The organism is Niallia sp. FSL R7-0271 (assembly GCF_038005785.1).
Lineage (GTDB): Bacteria > Bacillota > Bacilli > Bacillales > Cytobacillaceae > Niallia.
Genome location: NZ_JBBOTZ010000002.1, coordinates 1 through 21,329, shown reverse-complemented (window position 1 = coordinate 21,329; position 21,329 = coordinate 1). Strand labels below are relative to the sequence as shown.

The window sequence follows — 21,329 nt, the reverse complement described above, 5'->3', positions numbered from 1 at the left end:
CCTGTCAACTTATATTTAAAATATTATATCCATATTAACTTCATTATCTATCCTTCGTACAAATGACATTTCACAGTCCGTTCCGTTTGTACCTGTATATTTTTCGGTACTTCTGTTTTGCAGCGATCGAAGGCGACTGGGCATCTAGTGTGAAATACACAGCCTGACGGCGGATTAAGAGGGGAGGGTATCTCTCCCTTTATCACCATTTTTTCTCGTTTGCTCTCTGGATTTAACAGTGGGACTGCTGAAATTAATGATTTAGTATATGGGTGCAATGGGTCTGTAAATAATTCCTCTGTAGGAGCTTGTTCGACAAGGTTGCCTAAGTACATAACTCCAACTTTATCTGCGATATGTCTGACAACACTAAGATCATGAGAGATAAATAAATAGGATAAGTTCAGCTCTTTTTGCAGGCTTTTTAACAGATTAACAATTTGTGCCTGGATAGAAACATCTAAGGCGGAAACTGGCTCATCACAAATGATTAACTTTGGCTCAAGGACTAGCGACCGGGCAATACCAATACGCTGTCTTTGGCCGCCGGAGAATTCATGTGGATACCGACTGTAATGTTCTTCATTAAATCCCACCTTTTTTAATATCTCTAATGCTAGGTTCTTTCGTTCCTGCTTTGCTCCTATCTTATGAATCGCCAGTGATTCCTCAATAGAATAGCCGACTTTTTTTCGTGGATCCAATGAGGTATGAGGATCCTGAAAAATCATTTGCAGCTCTTTGCGCACATATTTTAAAGCGGATTTTTTCAGCTTGAAAATATCTTTATTCCGATAAAGCACCTCGCCATTTGTCGGCTCGACAAGCTTTAAGAGCGTTCTTCCTGCAGTGCTTTTTCCACAGCCTGACTCACCTACTAATCCGAACGTTTCACCCTCGTAAATGTCAAAAGAAAGGTCTTCGACTGCTTTAATAAAGGCTTTTGTTTTTCCTAACGAAGTTCTCACAGGATAATATTTCTGCAAATTTTTCACTTGAAGGATCGGTTTTCCTCTGTTTAAGGTTTGCTCAGTCTGCATACAGTGTGTCTCCTTTCTTTACCTCATCATAATGCCAGCAGCGGACACGGTGGTTTTTTGCGACTGTTTCTAAAAGAGGCATTTTACTTTCGCATCTGCTTGTTGCATACTTGCATCGCGGTGCGAACCGACAGCCTTTTGGAATTTGAAACAGGGAAGGAACAGTGCCCGCAATGCTGTGTAAATAATCAACTCGTTCACCCTCAATTTGAGGCACAGACTTCATTAAACCAATTGTATAAGGATGAAAGGGCTGTTTGAAAAGAGTCTGCACATCTGTTTCTTCAATTACCTGCCCTAAATACATCACAGCGACTTTTGTACACATATTGGCAATCACACCAAAGTCGTGGGTTATGAGGATAATCCCCATATTCAGCTGTTTCTGAAAAGAAGTAATTAATTCGAGAATTTGTGCCTGAATAGTTACATCCAATGCAGTTGTCGGCTCATCAGCAATTAACAGCTTAGGCTGGCATGATAACGCCATGGCAATCATAACCCGCTGCCGCATCCCGCCGGAAAGTTCGTGAGGGTATTCCTTTGCCCTTTGTTCAGGGGAAGGGATTCCAGTGAGCTTCAGCAATTCGACTGCTTTTTGGTATGCCTCTTTTTTTGTGGCAGATTGATGAATCCGAATTGATTCTGCAATTTGCTTCCCAATGGGCATAACAGGATTGAGAGAGGACATTGGATCTTGAAATATCATCGCAATTTCATTGCCGCGCAGCTTCTCCATCTTTTTCTTGTCATACTCCAAAAGGTTTTCCCCGTTAAACATAATCTTTCCATTATAAAAGGTGCTGTCTTCATCGAGCAGCTGGAGTATGGCTTCTGCTGTCACGCTTTTTCCGCAGCCGGATTCCCCGACAACACCTAATATTTCACCTTCCTCCAGTTCGAATGAAACACCGTCAATAGCCGAGACCTCTCCTTGATGTGTGGCAAAGTCCACTTGCAAGTCCTCGATTTTAAGCAATGGCAGCACCTGGCTCATTTTCTTTTCCTCCTCCTCACAGTTTGTTTGCTTTTTGGATCAAGATGATCTCGTAAGCCATCGCCGAACAGGTTGAGTCCAAGCACGATTAGTATGATGAACAGGCCGGGAAATACGGTCATCCACCAAGCATTGTATATAGCAAGCTTCCCATCATAAAGCATATTGCCGAGGCTTGGCAGGGGAGCAGGAATACCAGCACCAAGAAAGCTGAGTGATGCTTCCGTTAAAATAGTGACAGCAAAGACAAATGTCACTTGTACAATGAGCGGAGCAAGGATATTTGGAGCAATATGCAAAAAGAGAATTCGCAATGAACTCGCTCCTTGTGCTTGTAATGCCTCAATAAAAACCTTTTCCTTCACAACTAAGGCAGCGGCCCTGACAATCCTTGCTATAGAAGGGATGAAGACAAGAACAAGGGCGATGATAACATTAATTGATTTTGGTCCAAGGGCAGACATAATCGCAATCGCCAGCAGAATAGACGGAAAAGCAAACAACCCGTCACATATCCGCATAAAAATATGATCGAGCAGCTTGTAATAGGAAGCTAGCAGCCCGACAGTCAGACCAATACCAGAAGCGATTAAGGTTACAGTTACTCCAATCATTAAGGAGATTCGAACACCGTACATCGTCCTGCTGAACACATCTCTTCCAAAATTATCGGTCCCAAACCAATGGGCATTAGACGGTGCAGCTAAGCGGTTTTTTGGGTCGATTTCTAAAATCTCGTACGGAGAAACAAAAGAGGCGAACATTCCTATTAGAGTAGTTATAGTTAGCAGAATACTTCCCGTAAGCAGCAATCTGTTGGAAAAAAACCGGCTCTTTTTTTTGACTGTTTTTCTGCTGGTTAATGGCTTATTAACTAGTACTTTCGTGCTTTCTGACATGTTTTTCTCCTTTCTTAGACTTGATAAGAATTCCGAACCCGTGGATCAATTACGGCATATAACAAATCAACGAGCAGGTTCATCAGTACATAGACAACTGTTATCATCAACACAGCTCCTTGTATGACTGCATAATCACGGCGATTAATGGACGAGACAATCAGCTGGCCAAGACCGGGAATATTAAATAGTGATTCGGTAACAGCAGCTCCAGTGACAAGCCCTGCGAAGGATTCGCCAATCACAGTTAAAATCGGGAGAAAGGCGACCCTCAGAGTATGCTTTAACAAAATGGCCTTTTCACTGACACCTTTCGCCTTTGCTGTCTTGATGAAATTTTCCGATAAAGTATCAAGAAGGGAGGACCTTGTCATTCTCGTAATAAGTGCGGCTTGAATCGTTCCAAGAGTTATCGAAGGCAAAATAAGATACTTTAGATGCTCCCAGATTCCTTGACCTAAAGGAGCATAGCCTGATACTGGCAGGATTTTCAGCTGAACCGCAAAAATCATAATCAGAAATGAGCCTAATAGAAAGCTAGGTATCGAAATTCCGATTAAACTAGTTCCGGAAATCAAATCATCTTTAACCCGTCCTTGGTTTTTAGCTGCAGTAATCCCAAATAAAAGGGCGATGCTGACACCGATAAGTTGGGAAAGAACAGCGAGAGAAAGCGTCGGACCGGCATTTTCCAAAAATGCTGTAAGAACTGGCTTTCCGAGAAAATAAGAAGTGCCAAGATCACCTTGTGCGATATTAGTGAGCCAAATGAAAAATTGAGCCAACAACGGTTTATCAAGACCGAGTTTTTGATTAAGTTCTGCTATTTGCTCAGGAGTTGCACCTTCTCCTAAAATAATCATGGCAGGGTTACCTGGCGTTATATGGATGATTAGAAAAACAACGACAGCAACGACTAACAGTACGGGAATGAGTGACAAAAGCCGTCTTATAATATATCCGCCCATGAAATCTTCCTTTCAAAATTGATAATTAAAATGGAAGAAGCAAGACAGGAGTAAGTAAGCACAAGTCTTGCTTCTTAAGTTGTATTAATTGTTTTTTAGACTGATATTATAAAAGACAGGTCCAAGATTGAACTCATAGCCGTCTACTTTATTGGTAACAGCATTTAAGGCAACTTTATGTCCAATTAAAGTAAATGGCAGTGTATCCCACACATACTTTTGGGCAGCATCAATCGCAGGTCTGGCGTCCTCCACATTGTCAGCAGCCTTAATAGCTTCTAAATATTTAGTTGATTCTTCAACAGGCGCACCATATGAAGTCCAAAAGCCTTGGAAAATCGTGGAGCGTGCAGCCCAATCAACAGGGTAAAGATCCCAGCTACTTGTATCCGTTAATTTTTCACCGAATGTTGCCCAATCATATACTTCCAGTTTTACATTGACACCAATATCCTCTAATTCCTGTTGGACAACCACAGCGGTATTATATTGATCCTGATAGTCACGGGAAGTCAAAATCTTGATTTCTTCGCCTTTATAGCCAGCTTCTTTCAAATATTGCTTTGCTTTATCTTGATCATGCTGATTATATTCTGAACTGCCAGCTTCACTGTAATAGTTCGGGAATTGCTTATTAACAATAGAAGAAGTTAACTCATAGAAATCAGAACTTCCATAAGAGCTGGACAGGATGTCTTCAGCATTTATGACCGCATTGACTGCTTTTCTTGCGTTTAAGTCTTTGAAAAATCCTTCTTGTGAATTATAAAAAAGACCTAAGAAACCGCCAGGCGCTGATTCAAGGGTAGCAGTCTGTGCCCCTTCGACTTGCTGTGCATTATCACTGGATATTCCTAATGCAATATCAAATTGTCCAGTTGTCAATCCAGAGATTCTTGTAGATTCATCGGTAATAAAACTGATTTTAATTTCATCTAGATGTGGTTCTTTTTTTAGTTCTCTGCCATCTGAAGAGTAGTCAGCAAATTTTTCTAAAACTAAATATTGATTTTGTTTCCATTCCTTCACTTTGTATGGTCCTGTTCCTATATATTCTGTTGCCCCTTCATCTGGCGCATTTTCAATAATTTCTTTAGGCATAATAACGGCTGCGGGAATTGGATCGGCGAGCAGTGCAAGCGTATTTACATTAGGTGTTTTTAAATGGAGCTCCACTGTATAATCGCCTGTTTTTTTAACGATTGCTCCAATAAAGTTTGTTTTGCCGAGAGAAGAAAGCTTAATCCATCTATTAATAGACGCTTCTACATCATCTGCCGACATTTCTTGGCCATTATGAAACTTTACGCCTTTACGCAACTGGAATGTATATACTTTCTTATCTTCACTTACATCAATTTTTTCGGCTAAATCTGGTACAACATTGCCGCTGTCATCAAGAATAACGAGCTTTTCATAGATACTCCTTGTTGCATCCTTTACGGAAGAGTTACCGGTGATTTGCGGATCAAGTGTGGTAGGCTCACTTTGAAAAGCGATATTCAACGTTCCTCCATCTTGAACTTCATTGTCCGTTTTGTCAGAACTGCTTGTTGTGCCAGTATTGTTGCTGCAACCAGCCATTACGAATACAACAAGTAATAATGACAGCCATTTGTACTTTGTTTTTTTCAAAGTAATACCCCCTGTAGCGTGTAGTTTAATTCCTACTATTTAACTTTGTATTGTAGGATTAGTGCTTATGCTAACATCTGACAGAAGATTTGTTAAATTAAAAAAACTAATAAATGACTTTAAAAATACTAATTTTTGGAATTGAGAACCGTCTAGTTACCTGTATTAATAAAATTAAAGCATGACTTTAAAAATACTAATTATACATTTTCAAATTTTTGGTTTATGATAATCAAAACTATTCCTACAAGATTTGTTGGTATTTAAAAAAAGCTAATGGAGGATGAGAATGATGACAAAGAAAAAACAAATTCAATTTGGTGTTATGCTGCACGGCCCTGGAGGACATATGAACGCATGGAAAGATGAATCTGTTCCTGCAGACGCTAGTGTAAATATTGAATATTATCAATCTATCATTAAGCAGGCAGAAGAAGCTGGGTTCACGTTCGCTTTTGTTGCTGATGGTCTTTATATTAATGAAAAATCGATTCCTCATTTCTTGAACCGATTTGAGCCGTTGACGATTTTATCTGCGCTTGCCACCATTACTAAAAATATCGGTTTAGTCGGGACAGTATCTACTTCTTATAGTGAACCATTCACGATTGCTCGCCAGTTTGCTTCGTTAGATAAGCTGAGCGGCGGCAGAGCAGGCTGGAATGTTGTTACTTCTCCATTAGAAGGATCAGCAGAAAATTACAGTAAAGCAGATCATCCTCACCATGCGTTAAGATACGAAATTGCCGAAGAGTACTTGCAAGTGGCCAAAGGCTTGTGGGATTCGTGGGACGATGACGCATTTGTAAGAGACCGCTCAACGGGACAGTTTTTCGATCCAGAAAAATTGCATACCTTAAATCATACCGGCAAGCATTTCTCTGTCAAAGGTCCATTAAATATCGAACGTTCAAAGCAAGGTCAGCCGGTTATTTTTCAAGCTGGCTCATCTGAAGCAGGGAAATACCTTGCTGCAAAGGACGCTGATGCTGTTTTTACTAATTCGAATTCATTTGAACAAGCTAAGGCTTTTTATGATGACGTGAAAAATCGGGCAGAGCAGCTTGGCAGAAGCAAGGATGACATCAAAATCTTCCCTGGCATCCACCCGATTGCAGGCAGAACTATTGAAGAGGCGGAAGAAAAATATGCAGCTATTCAAAATCTTGTATCCATAGAAGAAGCATTAAATTACTTAGGAAGATTCTTTGACCATTTCGATTTCAGTGCCTTTCCTCTTGATGAGCCTTTTCCTGAAATTGGGGATATCGGTGCAAACAGCTTCCGTTCTACAACAGACGGCATCAAAAAACTGGCGAAGGAAAATGGCCTATCATTAAGAGAGGTTGCCCTGCAAGTAACAACCCCGAAAAGCGCTTTTTTTGGAACATATGAGCAAGTGGCAGACCAGCTGATTGCTTGGATTGACGGTGGTGCTGCAGATGGCTTCATATACGGTGCCCCAGTGCTTGGCAGCGGTTTGTCTGATTGGATTGAACACATCCTGCCAATTTTGGAAAGCAAGGGCTATTACAATAAGGAGTATACTGGTACAACGCTCCGCGAGAATTTAGGTTTATCATACAAGCATAGCCAATACGAAAAACAGCCAATTAATCAAAAATAAACTTACAGGGGAGGAAGGAATTCACATGCTGCTGGATTATGGGCTTGTCGTCTCAAAAAAAGTATTTCGAATCAAGAAAAGGGAAGCATTTGCTCATTGTGAATATCTTCATTTTCCCGAAGTTCGGTTCTTTCAATGGTGCAATGAAAAATACAAAATAAATAAAGGGATTTACCATACAATTGATGAATGGTTTTATTCACACGGAATTCATAATATCATCAGCAGACGGATTCATGTTATTGCTTACTTAGAATATTTGTGGGAACAAGAGCAATTCCAAACAGACAGCAAGTATGTCAAATTTGGGAGCGGCGGGTTAGTTAAATCACTTAAGCAATTTCTGGAGGAATCTTAAAAGCAGCTTATCGGAAAGGGAGGATGAAAATTGGGATTAAATATAGTGAGCGATAATAAGAATGAACTGGAAAGTCATTTAATTGATGTTCGCAGGAATCTTCATGCTGAACCTGAACTTTCTAACCAAGAAATAGAAACTTCCAAGAAGATAAAGAAATGGCTGGAAAACGCAGGAATTTCCGTGCTGGATGTACCATTGCAAACAGGTATCATTGGCGAAGTTAAAGGAAAGTCTGATGGGCCGGTTGTTGCTATCAGGGCTGATATTGATGCTTTGCCAATTAATGAGGAAGCTGTCAGCTCATTCCAATCTACTATTCCTGGTGTAATGCATGCATGCGGCCATGATTTCCATACAGCTGTTATAATTGGAGCCGCTTATTTGCTGAAAAACAGGCAGGACAGATTGCGGGGAACAGTCAGAATTATCTTCCAGCCGGCTGAAGAAACTGGCCATGGTGCCAAATCTATTATAAATTCAGGCGGTTTGAACGCAGTGGAGGCAATATTTGGCCTACACAATGACCCGCTTAGTGAGGTCGGTGTCCTTGGTGTAAAGGAAGGCGTGTTAACAGCGGGAGTTGACCGGTTCGAAATTAACATAAAGGGAAAAGGCAGTCATGCTGCAAGACCACATGAAGGTATTGATCCTATCGTAATTGCTGCTGAAATTATTTCAAGATTACAAGCAGTTATAAGCAGAGAAACGAAGCCGAGTGAAACAGCCGTTATCAGCGTCACACAAATCCGCGGCGGCAACACTTGGAATGTAATTCCTGAGACAGTTTACTTAGAAGGCACTGTAAGGACATTTAAGGAAGATATTCGCGAAACGATACGAAAAAAAATCGAGCGAGTCATTAAAGGAATAACAGAAACATATGGCGCAAAAGGGGAACTAATCTGGCATGCTGGCCCGCCATCTGTTAATAATGACCCAGAATGGACCAACTTTGCGAGCCATATTGCAAAAACAAATGGCTATAAAGTAGTCGAAGTTGAACCAACATCAGGAGGAGAGGATTTTTCCTTTTACCAGCAATTAATTCGTGGTGCTTTTGTTAATATCGGCGTATCTGGTGAATATGGTCTCCATCATCCAAAATATACACTGAATGAAGAAGCGATATTGCCGGCGGCTTATTACTTTGCAGATCTTGCAGAACAGGCGTTAAATAAGATTTATGCAGAAAATTTCGCAAAAAAATCTAGCTGATGGAAGTAGATTATAAGCTTAAAAGGACCCTATGAAGAGTCCTTTCAAACGGAAGACAAACTCTCTATTATTAAAGAGTTGTCTTCTTTTTTTATTTTTACGGGGTGAAGTCTCATCCCATAACACAGGCAAGTGATAATGAATGTTCGTGTTTTGCTAATTCTATTACTAACGTGAATGAACCTTCTCTCCTTGGACCCACACTTCTTTAATGTTTTCTGGGCGAACAAGGTATAGTATTTTTTGGAAAATATCATCTAATTCTTCCTCTGAATTAAAAATAGGAAGCTTAGCTGCGGGCGCTTTTGTATCAATAATTTGAATGTCCCACGAATAGTTTTCTGCTATTTTTCCAATAGGCAGACTTAAGCTTTCACCACCGCCAGCCGTAGCTAAATAAAAGGCTTCATGAATGGAAATGCGAGAATCTGGCACACCGCGCTCTTCTGCAGAAAGTGCAGTGCTGACACCATCTTCTAGCATGCGAGACGAGACGACTGCTTGCTTTGCATTGTCATAAATACTTGGCGTTGCGCCTGCTGAAATATCGGTTCCAAGGCCAATATCAATTCCCATTGCTTGAAATCGTTTTAAAGGTAAGACACTGTTGGCGAAATATGCGTTCGATAATGGACAATGACTAATGGCAGTGCCGGTGCTTGCAAACAATGCAGCATCGTTGTCATCAAGGAAATTGCAGTGAGCCATAACTGATTTTTCGCCTAGCAATCCAAAATCATTAAGTGCAAAAGCGTCATTTTTTTGCAATCTATCTTTTACATATTGGTGTGCCCAATCACTTTCACTGCAATGGGACTGTATATGAGTGTCATATTTAGCAGCCAAATCACCTAGTCCTTTCAACGCTTCGTCTGAACAGCTTGGTATAAAGCGAGGTGTAACAACAGGGTAGACGCCTTGCTTCACATCTTTGGCTAATTCCTGTACGGCAAGGATAAACTCCTCTGTATCTTTAAGAGCTGTTTCTGTATCAGCATCACGGTAATAGAGAGGATTTTGTTCTGGATCATCCATCACTACTTTTCCTACAAGGCCTCGTTGTCCTTTTTTTGCACAAATCTCTGCTAATAATAAGCTTGCTTCTTTGTGAACTGTCGCGAAATAAAGCACAGTTGTAGTTCCATTGGCGAGTAAGGTGCTAACTAAATCTTCATATACTGTCTCAGCAAATGATAAATCTGCATATTTTGCTTCAAGGGGGAAAGTATACGTATGCAGCCAATCATATAGCGGGAGATCAAGGGCAGTCCCTGATTGTGCCCACTGCGGAGCGTGAACATGTAAGTCGACAAAACCAGGTAAAAAATATTGGCCTTCATCTAATTGCCGAAAGTTGGCATCTTCTTTGTGTGCAGTTAAAAGGGAAGCATAATCCTCTTCTTCAGGGCTAACAATCTTTTCGATTAAGCCTTCAGCATTTACAAAGAAGAGATGGTTTTTCAAGATATTTACTTTTTTAGGAGAATAACTAGTGAATGCAGTGCCGTGAAAAATATACGTATAATTAATAATAAACACCTTCCTATTGTTCGTGTTTTATGTTAATATAAACATTGTAATGGATGATTAGTAGCTAGTCTACAGAAAATCATATCGCTTTGCTAGATTTAAAGAAACAAGAAAAATTATTTTTGAAAAATATCTTGAACTTAATAAATTTCGTGGTATTGTAATAACAAACCAAAATTAAATAGTGTTTTTCATATAATCGTGGGGATATGGCCTACAAGTTTCTACCTGTTTACCGTAAATAAACTGACTATGAAAAGCTAAAAGAATGGCTTATGAATATAGGTCTATTCTTTTGATACTTTGAACTATGAAGCTCGAAGTACATGCTTTTCTGTTGTCTGGAAAAGTATGTATTTCGAGCTTTTTTGCTGGTAGAAACTTTTGATTATATGAATGTCTAATAACCTATAGGGGGAATGGGGAAATGGAAAAAGAGATGAAGGAGACTATCACGGAACAAAAAGAAAAAATTTCCGTTGGCAAGTCGATTTTTCTAGGTTTACAGCAAGTATTAGCAATGGATTTATTTATTCCGCCAATTATTTTGGCCGGGTTACTTTCTTTTTCCGTATCAGATAGTGCCTTATTGATTCAAATGACGTTTATCGCATGCGGAATTGCCACGATTATTCAAGCAGGATTTGCCATGAGGCTTCCAGTTATGCAAGGGCCGTCTTTTGTCCCATTAAGTGCATTAGCAGCGATTGGCACAACGTCAGGTATCGGTGCCATGATTGGCAGTTTAATTCCTGGTGCATTAATTGTTGCTTTATTAGGTTATCCGCTCAAGGTTTATAGCAAGGTTGTCAGAAAAATCATACCGCCAATCGTTGCAGGAACGGTTATAGTGGTTGTTGGCCTTTCGTTAATGCCGAGTGCCATCAACTCCATTTATACAGCAGAAGGCAGCTTTGGAGAGAATATCCTAGTAGCTACCATTACTGCGGCTGTTCTTATCTTCTGTATGTATGTCGGAGAAAAAGCTAAATCCAAATGGAGATATATTAAAATTGTATCAGTTGTTTTAGCACTTATTATTGGCTCTATTGTTGCGTCATTCTTTGGATTAGTTCATTTTGATTCGTTAAAGCAAGCAGCATGGTTCCAAATGCCAGGTCTATTTTCTTTCGGTATGCCAGAGTTTAATCTGCATGCCATTCTAGTAATGGTCGTTGTTTACTTTATTGTAACTATTGAAACTACTGGAACATGGTTTACTGTCAGTAAAGTAACTGGAGAAGAGCTAGATGAAAAGCGATTAAATGGCGGCGCTCTTGGGGAAGGGTTAGGCTGTTTCGTTGGTTCCTTCTTTGGGGGGACACCTGTAACAGGTTATTCTTCTAATGCAGGTATTATCGCGATAACTGGGGTGAAAAGCCGTAAACCAATTATTGTTGGTGGAGTAATCTTAGTGCTGCTTGGCATGATGCCAAAGCTTACAAGCTTAATTGCCTGTATCCCAAGTGTAGTAATTAATGGTGTGTTTGCGATTTTATGTGTTGTTATCATGATGAATGGTTTTAAAGTTATTAAAGATGAAGCATTTACAGAAAGAAATATGCTTGTTATCGGTGTGCCGATTATGCTTGCATTATTCGCTGTATTAATGCCTGCAGATGTGTTAGCTGGATTGCCAGAAATCGTTACTTATTTTGTATCATCTGGAACAGCTATCGGAGCGATTGCTGCATTAGTTCTGAACCTAGTGCTTCCACAGAAAAAAGACGATAAAGTAAAAGTTAATGATGTTTCCATGAACGTAAACTAGAAAAAGAGGAGAGTCTTACACAATGCAACAAGATAGATTATGGAATGAATGGCATCCAGTATGTAAAGCAGAGGAATTATTAGAAGATCCAAAACAAGTATTTGTACTTGGAGAAAGAGTCGCTATTTTCCGCAATGAAAAGGGAGTTCATGCCTTTAAGGATTTATGTATCCACCGCGGCGCTGCCCTTTCGCTCGGAAAGGTAAAAAACGGAAATTTAGTGTGCGCTTACCATGCGTGGGAATATGATTGTGTTGGAGCCTGTGTAAAGATTCCAGCCCTTCCAAATGGAAGAGCTATTCCAAAGAAGGCAAAAGCAACTGTATATCATTGTGAAGAATATCTTGGTCTAATCTGGGTTAATTTAGGTGACAATCCAGCTCCGCTTATTTCTTATCCAGAATTCAACATGGAGAATCATCGTACTGTCATCTGTGGTCCTTATGATGTAGGAGCAAATGCACCAAGAATTATTGAGAACTTTCTTGATGTTTCACATCTTATGTTCGTACATGAAGGTTTACTTGGAGACGAGGAACATGCGGAAGTAGTAGATTATAAAGTAGAATTTATCGATAATCGCTATATTACAAGTAAAATTCCTGTTTATCAGCCAAATCCTGACGGACGTTCAAAGGGTGGCTATGCAGATTATGTATACGAAATCTTAAATCCAACAACAGCTCGTTTTACGAAGACATCAGAAGGCTCAGACGATGCATTAACTATTTTACTGATTGTTAATCAAGTAGATAATGAACAATCACAAGCATATATGCTGTTAACAAGAAACTATGATTTAGATATGCCTGACGAACCATTTGTTGAGTTCCAAGACACTATCTTTTATCAAGATTTAGATATTGTACAAAGCCAAAAGCCAGAACTGCTTCCGTTGGATTTACAAGCAGAACTGCATCTTAAATCAGATGCCCTAACGATAGCTTATCGCAGATGGCTGAATCAGTTAGGTGTGGAAAATGGGACTACACCCGTTCATGTGAGAGTGTAGCCTGGGATATTGATTTCCGCTGCAGGAGTACTTTAAACTTAATACACTTTTAAGCACGGGGAAACCCGTGCTTTTTTGAATGGGAGAATTGTTCCTAGAACTTTATTACAAGTGTTATTAGTGGCATAATCATGGAAAGCTTTGCAAAGGATTTATAGACTAGCATTAAAGTAGTTCATCCTTGTTATGCTGTTAAGATTAAATAAGTCCGGAGCTTTCGCTTATGACTTACTTTCATGAAATCAAAGTTTTACATACACCAAAAAATAAAATAATAGACATTATTTATATTCACGATGATTTTTTGTGTTATGTAGGAGAGGCTCATCCTCGTCAAACGGAACTAATCAGTACTATCCCAGTATTTTATCCGGATAGTAAAGAATTCGAGCAATTAGCTGTAAATGACTTAAATTTTTAAAATAATTTCCATAATAAGATAGCAACAGAAAAAGGAATTGCTTTAGCAGGAATCTGTATAATAACTGCTTCTTCTTTTAAAACATTAGCAGACATAATGAATCAGTTAATAGCTATGGCTCGTAATTTAGACGAATATACACTCCCTCATTTCGATAACACTTTTACAAAGGATGAAAGTATTAGTAATCTTTCAAAATTATCAACTATATTGAAAAATATTTCTTTATATCACACAGAATATATTTTGCTGTGGGAAGGTATTTAAAAGTGTACAAGCACACTATAAATTACTGAATATCATATAGGAAGATAATGAAAAAGAGTGTGATGAAAATGAATAAGAAAAGAAGGGGTAATTCTGCCTCTAACCCTAGTATATTAACACAGTCTAATTTACAGGCTTCATCCGGATATAATGTCAACATAGCAGTTATTGGCGATAGTCATGTAGGCTATTTAAATAGCCAAAGTATTTTTAATAACTTCCTCCCCCGCGTTTTAAGCACTGGGAACAAAAGATATGTCATTTTTGGTGGAGACAACGCCCATGCTTTAGGAGCTTTTACAACAGCAGAAGCGCGAAGTTATTATCAGCAGTTTAAAAATATTGTTGACCATAATCTGGGACCTAAAAATATATATTACCGAACGTCGATAGGAAACTGGGAAGATACTAGCAGGAATGACAGCAGAAGTTTATTTCTGCAATATTTTAACCCGTTAACAGGCAGAGTGAGTATTCCAAGGACTCAAGGGTTAGTGCAGCATGTTTGGCTCGATAATGGTACGGGAACATTCAGCCAAGACAGCATTGACCTCCTAAATAATCTGGATAACAATCATTACTATATTATCGATACTCATTGGCCGCTTTATGTACCAGGAATTTATAATACTGTCAGCTCAGATCATGTGGTGAGCCGACAAGAAACGGACCGTTTTTTTAATGCCATTCCTGCCAATGTTAGAAATAGAATCCTCGGGATCTTTACACATCACGCCCATGTTTTTTATTCCAAGCTAACCAATATCCATTCCAATTTTCCTAATACTCCATTCTTTGTAACAGGATGTTCAGGTGATTATAAATGCTCTTCTTTTGAAAGTGGTTACTACGATGTAGACGTTACGATTCAGAATAACCAAGCCTTCTTACAGGCTAGGAAAGTCATTCTTTAATATGGAAAATAATGAGCTAAAGTACCCTTGATAAAAATTAACTTGCTATTTTTATTATTATTTGATAAGATGTAGGAAGCGTATACAGAACGGATTGTAACTGTTAAATCAGGCAAAACCGATTACCTTATTTTTAAAGGGTGGGTTTTGCCTTTTTCTCTATATATCGGAGGGTAATAAAGTGAACATCGAGAAAATATTAAACAATAATGCAGTTATCTCTGTAAAAGATAATCAAGAAATTATCATCATTGGTCGTGGAATAGCTTTTCAAAAGCGGGCTGGTGATCTTATAGATGAAGAACAAATCGATAAGATTTTCACTTTAGAAAACGAAGATATAATGACGAAATTCAAAACCTTGATTGCTGATATGCCGATTGAATATATGCAATTATCGGAGAAGATTATTGCATATGCGAAGATGAAGCTGGGTAAGAAATTAAACGAAAGCATTTATATTCATTTAACGGACCATATTTATTATGCAGTGGATCGATTTAAGAACCACCTTCCTATAAAAAACGGATTACTATGGGAAATCAGACAGCTGTATAGAGATGAGTATGAGGTAGGATTAGAAGCATTGAATATGATTTGTGATCAATTTGGTGTAATATTGCCAGAAGATGAAGCAGGCTTCTTGGCACTTCACTTCATCAACGCTGAATTGAATGAAGAGATGCCAGTTGTTCATGATATGACAAAGATTATGCAGGAAATTTTAACACTTGTCAGGTATCACTTTAAAATTGATTTCAATGAGAATTCCCTGCATTTCTATCGATTTATTACCCATCTCAAGTTTTTTGCGCAGCGTTTAGTGAAAGGAAATCACTATAACAGCTCTACAGATGATGATTTATATCAAGTAATTCAGATGAAATACCCGGAAGCACATAAATGTGCGCTGAAAATAAAGAAATTTATCGAAAGCATGTATACTTATGTGTTAACAGATGAAGAAATGATCTATTTAACGATCCATATAGAACGAGTTGTCAAAAGCAATAATGACAAATAGGGTTGTAACCTTGCGGGCAAAACCTAAATCAAACAGAGATGTTTTGATTTAGGTTTTTTTTGTTGGAAAATTTCACGTCAACAGGGAAATGAATATAAGTGTATTAAATAAAAAGGAGAAAAGAAAATGAGCTACAATAAACTTGCTAACGACATAGTTGATTTAGTCGGAAAAGAAGAAAATATCTCAAGCCTTGTTCACTGTGCAACACGCTTACGTTTTAAATTAAACGATAGCAGCAAGGCGAATAAAGAAGCACTGCAAAACTTAGACGGGGTGCTTAGTGTTGTAGAAAGTGGCGGACAGTTTCAAGTGGTTGTTGGAAGTCATGTTCCGGAAGTATATAAAGAAATAAACAAGATCGCTAATATTGGCAGTTCGGAGCAAACATCTGAAAATGCACCGAAACAAGGCATTGGGGCGCAAATTTTTGAAGTAATATCACGAAGTTTCTCTCCATTAATCGGAGCGCTTGCCGGTGCAGGTATGTTAAAAGCAATCTTAACAGTCTTAACAATGACTGGGTTATTATCAGAGACAAGCGGGACATACTTTATTCTGTCTGCGGCTGGAAATGCAGTATTCTATTTCCTTCCGATTCTTTTAGGGATTACAATTTCTACTAAGCTTGGCGCAAATCCTTATGTTGGTGGAACAATTGGGGCTGCATTACTTGAGCCTAACTTTACGGGGTTAATGACAGAGACAAGTAATGTTTCTAGTTTCCTTGGAATTCCAGTTGTACTAATGGATTATTCGTCTACTGTATTCCCTGTGTTTATTGCTATTTGTATTTATGCACTACTAGATAAATTCTTAAAGAAAATTATTCATAAAGACTTGCAGCTATTCTTGGTGCCGATGCTTTCATTAATGATTATTGTGCCATTAACTGTGCTGGCATTCGGTCCATTTGGGGTGTATGTAGGAAACTGGATTGGTGATGGTATCAGCTTCTTAAGTTCGAAGAGTGGTTGGTTAGCAGGTGCCGTTATGGGTGCAGGCTGGACTTTCTTAACAATACTTGGACTACACTGGGGCCTTGTGCCGCTTATCCTGCAGAATTTAGCAGAAGGATATGATCCATTAATGGCTATGCTTTCCGCCGCTGTGTTTGCCCAAATGGGATTAGCAGTGGGGATATTCTTAAAGTCAAAAGACAAGAAGGTAAAAACTGTTGCTGGTTCTACTTTTTTACCAGCAGCATTAGCAGGTGTAACAGAGCCAATTATCTATGGACTGCTGCTGCGTAATAAACGAACAATTCCTTTCGTTGCCATTGCTGGTGCAATCGGAGGAGGAATAAGTGGCGCTCTTGGTAATAAAGCTATGTCCTTTGCGTTTCCAGCTTTCTTAACAATTCCAGCTTACACACCAATTGTGTCATTTATTATTCCAATGATCATTGCATTTGTAATTGCTTTAGTATTAGTACTAGTGCTTGGTTTTGAAGATAAAAAGAAGAACGAAGAAGCATCGAATGAACCAGTTGAAAAAGAAGCAGAAAAAGTAGAAGAAAAAGCACAACCGCTTATAAAACAAGAAGTAATTTCTAGCCCATTAACAGGAACGGTACTGCCATTATCAGAAGTAGACGATGTTGTATTTGCTTCAGAAGCAATGGGGAAAGGAATAGCGATTGAGCCAACAGTTGGAAAAGCTATTTCACCAGTAAATGGAACGATTACGACCGTTTTCCCGACAGGTCATGCGATAGGTATTACTTCAACAGATGGAGCAGAAATATTAATTCATATAGGCATCAATACTGTTCAATTGAATGGTCAATACTATACACCGCATGTTAAGCAAGATGATGTAGTAAAGCAAGGCGATCTGTTAGTAGAGTTTGATATTGAGAAAATTAAAGAAGCTGGTTATCCAGTAACAACGCCAGTGATTGTTACTAATACAAGTGAGTATGTAGAAGTCGTTGGAACAAGTGAAGAAAATATTGTCCAATCCGAAAAACTATTAACGGTTATCGTTTAAAGCAATGTGAATAAGGAGAGAGTGATACACTATTCTCTCCTTCATATAAAGGAGGAAACAAACATGACATCAACATTTAAGTTCCCAGAAGGATTTCTTTGGGGAGGAGCAACTGCAGCAAACCAATTAGAAGGTGCCTCAAATGAAGGTGGAAAAGGCTTAAACACACCAGACGTGCTTCCAGGCGGGAAAGTTCGATTAAAAGTGCTTTCAGATCCAGGCTTTGATTTTGAACTAGACACAGAGAAATATACGTACCCAAACCATGAAGCAATTGACTTTTACCACCGTTACAAAGAGGATATTGCCCTTTTCGCTGAAATGGGATTCAAAACTTTCCGTATGTCCATCGCTTGGTCCAGAATCTTTCCTAATGGCAATGAACTTACGCCAAACGAAGAAGGCTTAGCATTCTATGATCGAGTGTTTGATGAGCTATTAAAATACAATATTGAGCCAGTTGTGACAATTTCTCACTATGAATTGCCAATTCATCTAGTAAAAGAATACGGTGGTTGGAGAAGCCGTGAGTTAGTAACATTCTTTGAGAGATATGTAACAGTACTATTCAACCGTTACAAAGATAAAGTAAAATACTGGATGACATTCAATGAAATTAACAGCAGTCTACATATGCCAATCCTTGGTTTAGGATTTGCGATTCAAAGTGAAGAAGACCGCTACCAGCCAACATTCCAAGCATATCACCATCAATTTGTAGCAAGTGCAAGAGCGGTTCAGCTTTGTCATGAAATCATTCCAGGTGCACAAATTGGCTGCATGCTTGTTTACCTGCCAACTTACTCTGTAGATTCAAACCCAGAGAACGTTCTATTCGCATTGCAAGAAGAACAAATCTTCAACTACTTCTGTGGAGATGTGCAAGTGCGTGGTCATTATCCAGCATTCATTAAGCGCTATTTTAAAGAACATGGAATTGAACTAGATATTAAAGAAGGCGACTTAGAGCTAATTAAGGAGCATACAGTTGACTATGTTGCACTCAGCTACTATATGTCTCGTACAGAAAAGAAAGGCAAGAAACCAGAAGAAGTGGGCCAAGGTAACATCCTAGGCGGAATAAAAAATTCCTTCTTGAAAGCAAGTGATTGGGGCTGGGAAATTGATCCAACTGGATTAAGAATTTCTCTAAACCAACTATATGATCGTTATGAAAAACCTCTATTCGTTGTCGAAAATGGTTTAGGTGCTTATGATAAAGTAGAAGCAGACGGAACGATTAACGATGATTACCGCATTGATTACTTGCGTGAACATATAAAAGCAATGGGAGAGGCAGTTCAAGATGGAGTAGAGCTAATGGGTTATACACCATGGGGCTGTATCGACCTAGTAAGTGCATCAACAGGCGAAATGTCTAAACGCTACGGTTTTATTTACGTTGACAAGCATGACGACGGCAGCGGAACATTAGAACGCAGCAAGAAAAAATCATTTGACTGGTACAAAAATGTAATTGCAACAAATGGGGAAGAGCTATAACATTAAGGAAGCATGAGACTTGTTCTCATGCTTTTTGTTTGTTTAAAAGGATTATTGGTAAAATCTATTAAATTGGCTCTGATAAAGGTCATTTTTGATGTTTATTTTAATAGAAAAGACCAAGAATTTAGTGTTTGTCACAAAAAAATTTAAAAATCAAATTATTTCTATACATCAGCCCTTAATAACACATAATTATTATCAAAGTAAGCATGTATTCTATGCCCAACAAATAAATCTCCATCATCATATTCACAGTAAATTTCATTTGCTCTAATTTCGATGTCATAAAGGGTAATTGCTTCCTGAAAATTTTCTTTTGTTATATCATATTCCCCTGCATCTACAGCATCCCAATTTAAATTTTCATCATCCTCATCATACTCGGGCCAAAAATCATTTTTATAATCAATCAATTTCTCTGCTATGGATACTTTTGCATTTTTATCAAATTCTTCTATACATGAAAAAAGTTTTTCTGCTTTTTTCAACATCTCATCTACATCAACTAATTCATTTCTTATATCTAATTTCCAATGTATTTTCCCTTCGTTTGCCTCATATACTTTTAAATCGTCATTATATGTAAACACTCCAATGAATCTACTTTGTATTGATTTTTTCATTCTCCTAGCACCTTTCTATTAACATAATCCTCTATTAATTACATTATTATTTTCTTGCTTTTTTATCTCTAATTCATTATAGAAATTAATTAACCCTTCTTCCACTAACTAACCCGATAGTTAAAAAAGGAAAATCAACATTATTCTCTCTCAGAACTTTAAATTAATAATTCGAAATAATATGTTATTTAAATATTGTCATTTGGGAAAAAAATCCTTCGAAAAATGGACATAAATTTTTATAGAAATCCATGTTAACATTATAAATATAGTGGAAATAGAAAAAGAAATACATATACTACGATGAATTAAAAAGGTGGATATGTGGTTTTTTAAATGAAAATGAAGGAATGATACATTTTATTGTGCAAAGAGTAACAAAGTATGCAATAACTTGTTCATTATTTCACATAAAATTACATTTTGAGGAGGGTGAAAATGGAGTTTGATACAGTTACGGTAAGCAGATTAATTACTGCTATGACTCTAATTTTTCATATTGTTTTTGCTACATTAGGTGTAGGAGTACCATTATTTATTTCTTTAGCTGAATTTATTGGAATTAAAAAGAAAGACAAACATTATGAATTATTAGCTAAACGCTGGTCCCGTGGTTTTGTAATATCTGTAGCTATAGGTGTGGTTACAGGGACGGCTATAGCCTTACAGCTATCGTTAGTATGGCCTAACTTTATGGAGCTTGCAGGTAATGTAATTGCATTGCCGCTGTTTATGGAAGTCTTTGCATTTTTCTTTGAAGCAATTTTCCTGGGGATTTATTTATATACTTGGGACCGATTTAAAGGGAAATATACACACTGGTTATTATCTTTACCTGTCATCATCGGTGCAGGTATGTCCGCAGTATTCATTAGTACAGTGAATTCATTTATGAATTCACCAGACGGATTTACAATGGTGAATGGTGAGTTTACTGCTGTAAATCCATTGCAAGCAATGTTAAACCCGTCAACTCCAACAAGAGTTTTTCACGTCTTAGGAGGTTCATATTTAACAGTTGCTGCAATTTTAGCTACCATTGCTGCGTTTGCACTATTAAAAAAGAAAGGTGCTGCAGAATATCATAAGAAAGCATTAAAAATGACTGTTATTTCTATGTTTGTGTTCTCTATGCTAACTGCAATAGGTGGAGATTTATCAGCAAAGTATCTAGCTAAGCACCAGTCAGAAAAATTAGCAGCTGCAGAGTGGCACTTTGAAACAGAGGGAAATGCCGATCTAGTTCTGTTTGGATGGTTAAATGAAGACAATGAAGTCGTTGGAGCTATTCGAGTCCCAGGTTTTCTAAGCTTTTTAGCTCATGGTGATTTTACGAGTGAGGTACTAGGACTTGAGGAAACCCCAGAAGGTGAGCGACCACCATTAATCATTCACTATTTGTTTGATTTGATGGTTATGATTGGCTTTTTCTTATTAGGAATTTCATTCCTATATCTAGTGTTAAGTAGATTTAAACGATGGGATGTCCATAACAAGTTTGTATTATGGTTACTCGCTTTAGGAGGC

Annotated in this window: 18 protein-coding genes and 1 riboswitch; of the genes, 11 read left to right on the top strand and 7 right to left on the bottom strand. The window is 38.2% G+C overall.

Annotation, left to right across the window (positions count from 1 at the left end):
* Positions 1-47 precede the first annotated feature (47 nt).
* The 5 genes from MKX82_RS20125 to MKX82_RS20105 all read right to left on the bottom strand — a co-directional run bounded on the left by MKX82_RS20125 (position 48) and on the right by MKX82_RS20105 (position 5,539).
* Positions 48-1,040: an ABC transporter ATP-binding protein gene (locus MKX82_RS20125; protein ID WP_341079666.1), complete on the bottom strand. Its 993-nt coding sequence runs from the start codon at positions 1,038-1,040 to the stop codon at positions 48-50.
* Positions 1,030-2,037, bottom strand: a complete 1,008-nt coding sequence (locus MKX82_RS20120) for an ABC transporter ATP-binding protein (protein WP_341079663.1) — start codon at positions 2,035-2,037, stop codon at positions 1,030-1,032. The genes MKX82_RS20125 and MKX82_RS20120 overlap by 11 nt, the downstream gene beginning before the upstream one ends.
* A complete protein-coding gene (locus tag MKX82_RS20115) occupies positions 2,034-2,936 on the bottom strand; it encodes an ABC transporter permease (RefSeq protein WP_341079660.1) in 903 nt (300 codons plus the stop codon). Before MKX82_RS20115 ends, MKX82_RS20120 begins: the two co-directional genes overlap by 4 nt.
* A 14-nt stretch (positions 2,937-2,950) precedes the next feature.
* Positions 2,951-3,904 (bottom strand): ABC transporter permease, encoded by a 954-nt coding sequence (locus MKX82_RS20110; RefSeq protein ID WP_341079658.1) that lies wholly within the window; start codon positions 3,902-3,904, stop codon positions 2,951-2,953.
* An 84-nt stretch (positions 3,905-3,988) separates the two neighbouring features.
* The gene (locus MKX82_RS20105) at positions 3,989-5,539 is read right to left on the bottom strand and encodes an ABC transporter substrate-binding protein (RefSeq protein WP_341079656.1); all 1,551 of its coding nucleotides are present in this window, start codon (positions 5,537-5,539) and stop codon (positions 3,989-3,991) included.
* A 292-nt stretch (positions 5,540-5,831) separates the two neighbouring features.
* Here MKX82_RS20105 and MKX82_RS20100 point away from each other — a divergent pair, with 292 nt between their 5' ends.
* The 3 genes from MKX82_RS20100 to MKX82_RS20090 are packed head-to-tail and all read left to right on the top strand — an operon-like array spanning position 5,832 to position 8,742.
* Entirely contained in the window at positions 5,832-7,166 is a 1,335-nt protein-coding gene (locus MKX82_RS20100) for an LLM class flavin-dependent oxidoreductase (protein WP_341081554.1), read from the top strand.
* Between the two features lie 25 nt (positions 7,167-7,191).
* On the top strand, positions 7,192-7,524 hold the full coding sequence (locus MKX82_RS20095; RefSeq protein WP_233314887.1) for a hypothetical protein: 333 nt from the start codon (positions 7,192-7,194) through the stop codon (positions 7,522-7,524).
* Between the two features lie 45 nt (positions 7,525-7,569).
* A complete protein-coding gene (locus MKX82_RS20090) occupies positions 7,570-8,742 on the top strand; it encodes an amidohydrolase (protein WP_341079654.1) in 1,173 nt (390 codons plus the stop codon).
* 168 nt (positions 8,743-8,910) lie between these two features.
* Here the strand turns inward: MKX82_RS20090 and guaD are convergent, their stop codons facing one another.
* Positions 8,911-10,275 carry a guanine deaminase gene (gene guaD, locus MKX82_RS20085; protein WP_341081552.1) on the bottom strand — a complete coding sequence of 455 codons (1,365 nt, stop codon included), beginning with the start codon at positions 10,273-10,275 and terminating at the stop codon, positions 8,911-8,913.
* A gap of 168 nt (positions 10,276-10,443) precedes the next feature.
* A riboswitch (purine riboswitch) is annotated at positions 10,444-10,545 on the top strand.
* Positions 10,546-10,699: 154 nt separating this feature from the next.
* On the opposite strand from guaD, the gene MKX82_RS20080 reads away from it, so the two are divergent.
* The 7 genes from MKX82_RS20080 to MKX82_RS20050 all read left to right on the top strand — a co-directional run bounded on the left by MKX82_RS20080 (position 10,700) and on the right by MKX82_RS20050 (position 19,176).
* Positions 10,700-12,043 carry a nucleobase:cation symporter-2 family protein gene (locus MKX82_RS20080; protein ID WP_233314889.1) on the top strand — a complete coding sequence of 448 codons (1,344 nt, stop codon included), beginning with the start codon at positions 10,700-10,702 and terminating at the stop codon, positions 12,041-12,043.
* A gap of 22 nt (positions 12,044-12,065) precedes the next feature.
* Positions 12,066-13,055, top strand: a complete 990-nt coding sequence (locus tag MKX82_RS20075; RefSeq protein WP_233314890.1) for an aromatic ring-hydroxylating dioxygenase subunit alpha — start codon at positions 12,066-12,068, stop codon at positions 13,053-13,055.
* Positions 13,056-13,278: 223 nt separating this feature from the next.
* Positions 13,279-13,476, top strand: coding sequence for a hypothetical protein (locus tag MKX82_RS20070; RefSeq protein WP_341079649.1), 198 nt, complete (start codon positions 13,279-13,281; stop codon positions 13,474-13,476).
* A 335-nt stretch (positions 13,477-13,811) separates the two neighbouring features.
* Entirely contained in the window at positions 13,812-14,657 is an 846-nt protein-coding gene (locus MKX82_RS20065) for a hypothetical protein (RefSeq protein WP_341079647.1), read from the top strand.
* A gap of 181 nt (positions 14,658-14,838) precedes the next feature.
* Positions 14,839-15,681, top strand: coding sequence for a BglG family transcription antiterminator LicT (licT, locus tag MKX82_RS20060; RefSeq protein ID WP_237943160.1), 843 nt, complete (start codon positions 14,839-14,841; stop codon positions 15,679-15,681).
* 126 nt (positions 15,682-15,807) lie between these two features.
* A complete protein-coding gene (locus MKX82_RS20055) occupies positions 15,808-17,673 on the top strand; it encodes a beta-glucoside-specific PTS transporter subunit IIABC (RefSeq protein ID WP_341079640.1) in 1,866 nt (621 codons plus the stop codon).
* Between the two features lie 63 nt (positions 17,674-17,736).
* Positions 17,737-19,176 carry a glycoside hydrolase family 1 protein gene (locus MKX82_RS20050; protein WP_341079638.1) on the top strand — a complete coding sequence of 480 codons (1,440 nt, stop codon included), beginning with the start codon at positions 17,737-17,739 and terminating at the stop codon, positions 19,174-19,176.
* A gap of 167 nt (positions 19,177-19,343) precedes the next feature.
* Here the strand turns inward: MKX82_RS20050 and MKX82_RS20045 are convergent, their stop codons facing one another.
* Positions 19,344-19,802 (bottom strand): DUF2262 domain-containing protein, encoded by a 459-nt coding sequence (locus MKX82_RS20045; RefSeq protein WP_251646717.1) that lies wholly within the window; start codon positions 19,800-19,802, stop codon positions 19,344-19,346.
* Positions 19,803-20,240: 438 nt separating this feature from the next.
* Between MKX82_RS20045 and MKX82_RS20040 the strand changes: the two genes are divergently transcribed.
* Positions 20,241-21,329: cytochrome ubiquinol oxidase subunit I (locus tag MKX82_RS20040; RefSeq protein WP_341079636.1), on the top strand; the 1,089-nt coding region annotated here is incomplete at its 3' end.

Excerpts from the sequence above, each read along its gene's own strand:
- MKX82_RS20125 (WP_341079666.1), bottom strand. The coding sequence starts at position 1,040 with ATGCAGACTGAGCAAACCTTAAACAGAGGAAAACCGATCCTTCAAGTG.
- MKX82_RS20120 (WP_341079663.1), bottom strand. The coding sequence starts at position 2,037 with ATGAGCCAGGTGCTGCCATTGCTTAAAATCGAGGACTTGCAAGTGGAC.
- MKX82_RS20115 (WP_341079660.1), bottom strand. The coding sequence starts at position 2,936 with ATGTCAGAAAGCACGAAAGTACTAGTTAATAAGCCATTAACCAGCAGA.
- MKX82_RS20110 (WP_341079658.1), bottom strand. The coding sequence starts at position 3,904 with ATGGGCGGATATATTATAAGACGGCTTTTGTCACTCATTCCCGTACTG.
- MKX82_RS20100 (WP_341081554.1), top strand. The coding sequence starts at position 5,832 with ATGACAAAGAAAAAACAAATTCAATTTGGTGTTATGCTGCACGGCCCT.
- MKX82_RS20095 (WP_233314887.1), top strand. The coding sequence starts at position 7,192 with ATGCTGCTGGATTATGGGCTTGTCGTCTCAAAAAAAGTATTTCGAATC.
- MKX82_RS20080 (WP_233314889.1), top strand. The coding sequence starts at position 10,700 with ATGGAAAAAGAGATGAAGGAGACTATCACGGAACAAAAAGAAAAAATT.
- MKX82_RS20075 (WP_233314890.1), top strand. The coding sequence starts at position 12,066 with ATGCAACAAGATAGATTATGGAATGAATGGCATCCAGTATGTAAAGCA.
- MKX82_RS20070 (WP_341079649.1), top strand. The coding sequence starts at position 13,279 with ATGACTTACTTTCATGAAATCAAAGTTTTACATACACCAAAAAATAAA.
- MKX82_RS20065 (WP_341079647.1), top strand. The coding sequence starts at position 13,812 with ATGAATAAGAAAAGAAGGGGTAATTCTGCCTCTAACCCTAGTATATTA.
- MKX82_RS20055 (WP_341079640.1), top strand. The coding sequence starts at position 15,808 with ATGAGCTACAATAAACTTGCTAACGACATAGTTGATTTAGTCGGAAAA.
- MKX82_RS20050 (WP_341079638.1), top strand. The coding sequence starts at position 17,737 with ATGACATCAACATTTAAGTTCCCAGAAGGATTTCTTTGGGGAGGAGCA.
- MKX82_RS20045 (WP_251646717.1), bottom strand. The coding sequence starts at position 19,802 with ATGAAAAAATCAATACAAAGTAGATTCATTGGAGTGTTTACATATAAT.